The organism is Vibrio sp. 10N.261.55.F4 (assembly GCF_041470465.1).
GTDB lineage: Bacteria > Pseudomonadota > Gammaproteobacteria > Enterobacterales > Vibrionaceae > Vibrio > Vibrio crassostreae_C.
Window position 1 is genome coordinate 72,226 of the sequence record NZ_JBFRMM010000031.1, and the last position, 6,533, is coordinate 78,758.

At 45.5% G+C, this 6,533-nt stretch carries 5 protein-coding genes; 3 read left to right on the forward strand and 2 right to left on the reverse strand.

All coding sequences use genetic code 11. The annotated features are described in order from the left end of the window. Positions 1-94 precede the first annotated feature (94 nt). Together fadA and fadB are read right to left on the reverse strand one after the other, a co-directional pair. On the reverse strand, positions 95-1,258 hold the full coding sequence (gene fadA / locus AB4249_RS15135; RefSeq protein ID WP_017058821.1) for an acetyl-CoA C-acyltransferase FadA: 1,164 nt from the start codon (positions 1,256-1,258) through the stop codon (positions 95-97). A gap of 26 nt (positions 1,259-1,284) precedes the next feature. After that, positions 1,285-3,456, reverse strand: coding sequence for a fatty acid oxidation complex subunit alpha FadB (gene fadB, locus AB4249_RS15140; protein WP_372103777.1), 2,172 nt, complete (start codon positions 3,454-3,456; stop codon positions 1,285-1,287). A gap of 227 nt (positions 3,457-3,683) precedes the next feature. On the opposite strand from fadB, the gene AB4249_RS15145 reads away from it, so the two are divergent. From AB4249_RS15145 to hemG, 3 genes are read left to right on the forward strand one after another with little or no spacing between them, the layout of a single operon-like run. Next, complete coding sequence (locus tag AB4249_RS15145) at positions 3,684-4,307, forward strand: YigZ family protein (protein WP_017058823.1); 624 nt, start codon at positions 3,684-3,686, stop codon at positions 4,305-4,307. 34 nt (positions 4,308-4,341) lie between these two features. Further along, the gene (locus AB4249_RS15150) at positions 4,342-5,799 is read left to right on the forward strand and encodes a TrkH family potassium uptake protein (RefSeq protein WP_010433127.1); all 1,458 of its coding nucleotides are present in this window, start codon (positions 4,342-4,344) and stop codon (positions 5,797-5,799) included. Positions 5,800-5,809: 10 nt separating this feature from the next. Continuing rightward, positions 5,810-6,337 carry a menaquinone-dependent protoporphyrinogen IX dehydrogenase gene (gene hemG, locus AB4249_RS15155; protein ID WP_065584162.1) on the forward strand — a complete coding sequence of 176 codons (528 nt, stop codon included), beginning with the start codon at positions 5,810-5,812 and terminating at the stop codon, positions 6,335-6,337. Positions 6,338-6,533 lie beyond the last annotated feature (196 nt).

Consider the following 6,533-nt stretch of genomic DNA (forward strand, 5'->3'; position numbering starts at 1 on the left):
TCGATGCATTGTTGGATGCCAAGCAATAAAAAGTGCAGCTATATAAATATAGCTGCACAAAAGATTACCCTTCAAATATTACAGTCAGTAAACGCTATGGGCGTTCAAATACCGTTGCAATACCTTGGCCTAAACCAATACACATAGTCGCCAAGCCGTATTTCACGTCTTGTGCTTCCATCAGGTTGATTAGCGTCGTCGAGATACGAGAACCAGAACAGCCTAGTGGGTGACCCAGAGCAATCGCACCGCCGTTAAGGTTTACTTTCTCGTCAACAACATCCAGTAGACCTAAGTCTTTAGCACAAGGTAGAGATTGAGCAGCAAACGCTTCGTTTAACTCAATCACACCCATGTCTTCAATGGTTAGTCCTGCACGTTTAAGTGCTTTTTGGGTTGCTGGTACTGGGCCGTAACCCATGATTGAAGGATCGCAGCCAGCGATAGCCATAGACTTCACGCGAGCGCGAATCTTAAGGCCAAGTGCGTTAGCTTTCTCTTCGCTCATGATAAGCATTGCAGAAGCACCATCAGACAGAGCTGATGAAGTACCTGCTGTTACTGTGCCGTTTGCTGGGTCAAATACCGGACGCAGCTGGGATAAGCCTTCAACTGTTGTCTCTGGGCGAATGACTTCGTCGTAATCCAGAGTGAACAGAGAACCGTCTGCAGCGTGAGCTTCGGTTGGCAGGATTTCATTTTTGAAACGACCTTCAACCGTAGCTGCTTGAGCGCGAGCATGTGAGCGTGCTGCGAATGCATCTTGGTCTTCACGGCTAATACCGTGCATTTTGCCTAACATCTCAGCGGTTAGCCCCATCATACCGGCCGCTTTTGCTACGTGTTTTGACATGCCTGGGTGAAAATCAACACCATGGTTCATTGGTACGTGGCCCATGTGCTCCACACCACCAATCAGGCAGATTTCAGCATCACCAACCATGATAGAGCGAGTTGCATCATGCAAAGCTTGCATAGATGAACCACATAAACGGTTGACTGTTACAGCACCAATCTCAATCGGTAGACCAGCAAGCAAGGCAGCGTTACGTGCAACGTTGAAGCCTTGCTCTAGTGTTTGTTGTACACAACCCCAGTAAATATCTTCAATTTCGACAGGGTTTACTTCTGGGTTGCGCTCTAAAATGCCTTTCATCAAATGTGCAGAAAGATCTTCAGCACGAGTGTGACGGAAAGCTCCACCTTTGGAACGTCCCATTGGGGTGCGAAGGCAATCAACAACAACTACATTTTTCATTTTGCTATTCCTTTTCCAAATGTGGGTTACAGAGAACTGGCTTGTTGGCTGTCGTAAAAGCTTTCGCCCTTCGCTGCCATATCAAGCAATAGCTGAGGAACTTGGTACATTGCACCTAAGTCTTGGTAGCCTTTCGCCATTTCAACGAAGTTACCAATGCCCACACTGTCTAAGTAGCGGAATACGCCGCCTCTAAATGGAGGGAAGCCTAAACCGTAAACCAGTGCCATATCCGCTTCTTGCGGTGTCGCGATAATGCCTTCTTCTAGACAAAGCACCACTTCGTTGATCATTGGAATCATCACGCGCTGGATAATTGTTTGGTCATCAAAATCTTGTGGTGCTTGACATACGTCAGCCAAGATAGGAAGAATGTCTTCAGAGAAGGTCTTCTTCGGACGACCACGCTTGTCTACGCTGTATGTGTAGAAACCGCTACCGTTTTTCTGACCGTATTTTTCAGCAACGTAAAGTGCATCAATCGCATCACGACCTTCTTTGCCCATACGCTCTGGGAAACCTTGCGCCATCACAGCTTGTGCGTGGTGTGCAGTGTCTAGGCCTACAACGTCTAGTAAGTAAGCCGGGCCCATTGGCCAACCGAACTTGCGCTCCATCACTTTATCGATCTTAGTGAAATCAGCACCGTCGCGTAGCAACATGCTGAAACCGCCAAAGTAAGGGAAAAGTACACGGTTAACGAAGAAGCCTGGGCAGTCGTTAACAACGATTGGGGATTTACCCATCTTCGCTGCGTAAGCAACCACGCGATTGATGGTCTCTTCTGAAGTTTGTTCACCACGGATGATCTCAACCAAAGGCATGCGATGCACAGGGTTAAAGAAGTGCATGCCACAGAAGTTTTCTGGGCGCTTCAGTGATTTCGCTAGCAGGTTGATCGGAATTGTAGAGGTGTTTGATGTTAGAACCGTGTCTTCACCAACCAAACCTTCCACTTCGCTCAGTACTGCTGCTTTTACTTTCGGGTTTTCTACTACTGCTTCAAGAATCACATCCGACTGTTCTACACCCGCGTAATGCAGGCTTGGAGTAATAGAAGACAGAATACCTGCCATCTTGAATCCATCTAAGCGACCGCGTGATAAGCGTTTATTCAACAGCTTAGATGCTTCGTTCATACCTAGATCAAGCGATGCTTGTGCGATGTCTTTCATCATCACTGGCACGCCTTTTAGAGCTGATTGGTAAGCAATACCGCCGCCCATGATACCTGCACCAAGTACGGCTGCACGCTCAGTTGCTTTGTTTGCTGACTTACCCGCTTGTTTCGCTAAGCCTTTGATGTACTGGTCATTCAGGAATAAGCCAACTAATGCTTTTGCTTCTTCCGATTTCGCTAGCTTAACGAAGTGCTTACGTTCGATGTCGAGTGCTGCATCGCGATTGCTGCGTGCTGCTTCTTCAATCGCAATCACAGAAGTAATCGGAGCTGGGTAGTGAGGCCCTGCTTTTTGAGCAACTAAGCCCTTCGCCATGGTAAAGCTCATCATCGCTTCGAGTTTGCTTAGTGAAAGCGCTGATGTCTTTTGTTTACGGCGTAGCTGCCAGTCTAATTTTTCATTAGCAGCCAGAGAAACGGTATTGATTGCCGATTCTAGTAACTGGTCTGTTTCAACAATCGCATCTAACAAGCCAACTTTAAGCGCTTCATCTGCACGGCATGCTTTGCCTTGCGTGATAATTTCCATTGCGCTGTCAGCACCGATAACACGAGGTAGGCGCACACAACCACCAAAACCAGGCATGATGCCAAGTTTGGTTTCAGGTAGACCAATGCTGGTGGTCTTGTCACCGATACGGAAATCGGTAGCGAGTACACATTCACAGCCGCCGCCAAGGGCATGGCCACGCATCATTGAAAGAGTTGGGACAGGAAGGTCTTCGAGCTTGCTGAAGATTGAATTAGCGAATCTTAACCATTCATCAAGTTCTGCTTCTGGCTTAGCAAATAGGCCAAGAAATTCAGTGATGTCTGCGCCTACAATGAACGCGTCTTTGTTTGAAGTTAAGATTAAACCACGTAATCCTGCGTGAGCATTAAGAGCATCTAACGCTTTATCTAGTGATTCTAAAGTAGCAAGGTCGAGTTTGTTTACAGAGGCTGGTGCACAGAAGCTTAATTCCGCAATACCATCTTGTAATTCCTTTACCTGTAGGGTGTTAGCTTGGTAAATCATTGTCTATCTCCATGACATACAATCCACGATTGTTTGAGAGAATCTTGTTATCTTTCTATTATTGTAGAATACCTGGTAAGACCAGTTATCTTAGTCTGTACCTCTGCTTGATTAATTTCAATACATTTTTTAAACAATTGTTTAACATTGTGCGATGGCACAGATCCTCTAACCCTTATTATTCACGCGTGATACACTTCGTCGCTCTTATTAACTAAGTTAACGATATGAATGAACAGCCTTATTTAATACCTTCTGCGTCGGCTCTGTTTGAAGAAGAGATAAAAAAGAGCGTCTTTATTACGCATCTTGCTCATACTCCAAGTGTTGAAGCTGCAAAACAGTTCGTAGAACAGGTGAAAAAAGAGCATTCTTCAGCACGACATAACTGTTGGGGTTTTGTTGCTGGTCGACCTGAAGACTCAATGCTTTGGGGTTTCAGTGATGATGGTGAACCCTCGGGTACAGCGGGTAAGCCTATCTTGGCGCAACTATCGGGCTCTGGTGTCGGTGAATTAACGGCTGTTGTGACGCGCTACTCTGGCGGAATTAAGCTTGGAACCGGCGGTTTGGTTAAGGCTTACGGCGGTGGCGTACAACAAGCTCTCAAGCTGCTTCAAACTATCGAGAAAAAAATAACCACAAAATTACGGCTAGAGTTAGACTATGGCTTTGTGCCGATCGCACAATCCATCATGGCTCAGCATCAGGCTGTTGAGGTCCAAGCGGATTATGGTGTTCAAGTTGAGCTTATTATTGAAATAGAGCTCCTTCAGGTAGATTCGTTTACCCAAACCATGATCAATAAAAGCGGTGCTAAGGCACTGGTAACGAAAGTCAAAGACAACTAGGAAGTGTGAAGCATTTCGCTTCGTTCAATAGCTCATGCAATTTCGCTCAATTATTCGAATCGTCGGATTATTATTAGCACTTTTTAGTGTATCAATGCTTGCTCCTGCGCTCGTCGCACTGATCTATCGAGATGGTGCGGGTGTGCCATTTGTGACGACCTTCTTCGTTCTCTTATTCTGTGGAGCAACTTGCTGGTTTCCAAACCGACGTTATAAGCATGAATTGAAAGCGCGTGATGGCTTTTTGATTGTTGTTCTGTTTTGGACGGTAATCGGTAGTGCGGGTGCGCTGCCGTTTTTGATCGCCGATAACCCCAATGTGTCGGTAACCGATGCTTTCTTCGAATCCTTCTCTGCATTAACTACGACAGGTGCGACCGTAATTGTCGGCCTCGATGATCTGCCTAAGGCGATTCTTTTTTATCGTCAGTTCCTACAATGGTTTGGTGGTATGGGTATCATCGTATTAGCGGTAGCCATCCTTCCTGTTCTCGGCATCGGTGGTATGCAGCTATATCGTGCAGAAATCCCGGGTCCAGTAAAAGACAGTAAGATGACTCCGCGTATTGCTGAAACGGCAAAAGCGCTTTGGTACATCTATCTGAGTCTAACGATTGCTTGTGCGGTGGCGTTTTGGCTTGCAGGCATGAGCTTCTTTGATGCTATCAGTCATAGCTTCTCTACTATTGCGATTGGTGGCTTCTCGACTCACGATGCGAGTATGGGCTATTTCAACAGTCCAGCGATCAACATGATTACGGTCGTGTTCCTTCTTATCTCTGCGTGTAACTATTCGCTTCACTTTGCTGCATTTGCTTCTGGTGGTGTGCATCCTAAGTATTATTGGAAAGATCCTGAATTTCGCGCCTTTATCTTTATTCAAGTAGTCTTGTTCTTAGTTTGTTTCTTATTACTGCTTAATCACCACTCTTATGACTCGTATTATGATGCTTTTGATCAAGCGTTGTTCCAAACGGTGTCTATTTCAACAACCGCAGGCTTCACCACCACAGGTTTCTCTGAGTGGCCGTTATTCTTACCTGTGCTGCTTCTGTTCTCTTCTTTTATAGGGGGCTGTGCAGGTTCAACGGGCGGTGGTATGAAAGTCATTCGAATCTTATTGCTTACTCTGCAAGGTGCTCGTGAAATGAAGCGCCTTGTCCACCCGCGTGCTGTCTATACCATCAAGGTTGGCGGTTCTGCGTTACCACAACGTGTTGTTGATGCGGTTTGGGGCTTCTTCTCTGCATACGCATTGGTTTTTGTGGTTTGTATGTTGGCTCTTATTGCTACTGGGATGGATGAGCTGAGTGCTTTCTCTGCCGTAGCGGCAACATTGAATAACCTTGGCCCGGGCTTAGGTGAAGTGGCAATGCACTTCGGCGATGTGAATGATAAGGCCAAATGGGTGTTGATCGTATCTATGCTGTTTGGTCGTTTAGAGATATTCACCTTATTAATTTTATTGACCCCTACGTTTTGGCGTAGCTAAGGACAACATTGTGGCAAAAGCTCTATTTTTGTATTCAAGCCGTGAAGGGCAGACCAAGAAAATCTTGAACTATATAAAAGAAGAAATGAGTGAGTTCGAATGTGAGCTTCAAGATCTGCACACTATTGGCAAGGTGGACTTTGCTCAGTACGACAGAGTGTTGATTGGCGCATCGATTCGTTATGGCCACCTTAATAAGAAGCTATATCAATTTATTGATGCCAACCTTACTCAGTTGCAATCAAGCAAGGTTGCGTTCTTCTGTGTTAACTTAACGGCGCGTAAAGAAGACCAAGGCAAAGATACACCAGAAGGCAGTGCGTATATTAAGAAGTTCCTTACCAAGTCTCCATGGCAGCCGACTTTAATCGGTGTATTTGCAGGTGCCCTCTATTACCCACGTTATAACTGGTTCGATAGAACCATGATCCGCTTTATTATGAATATGACAGGTGGTGAAACGGATACAACGAAGGAAGTTGAGTACACAAACTGGGAAAAAGTCTCTTTGTTCACTGAAAAACTGAAGAATATGTAAGATAAAAGCCTACTTTTGAGGCGTTTTGAGTTCTTTTTAATCGAACGAATAAAAAAACGAAAAAAACTTAAAAAAGGGCTTGCCAGTGTGATCGAAATCTCTATAATGCCACCTCGCTGACACGGGATGGCTTCTTAGGAAACCAGAACGAATCAGCAAGCCAAATTAGCCAAGCCAAGCGCTTGAAAAAAGTTTT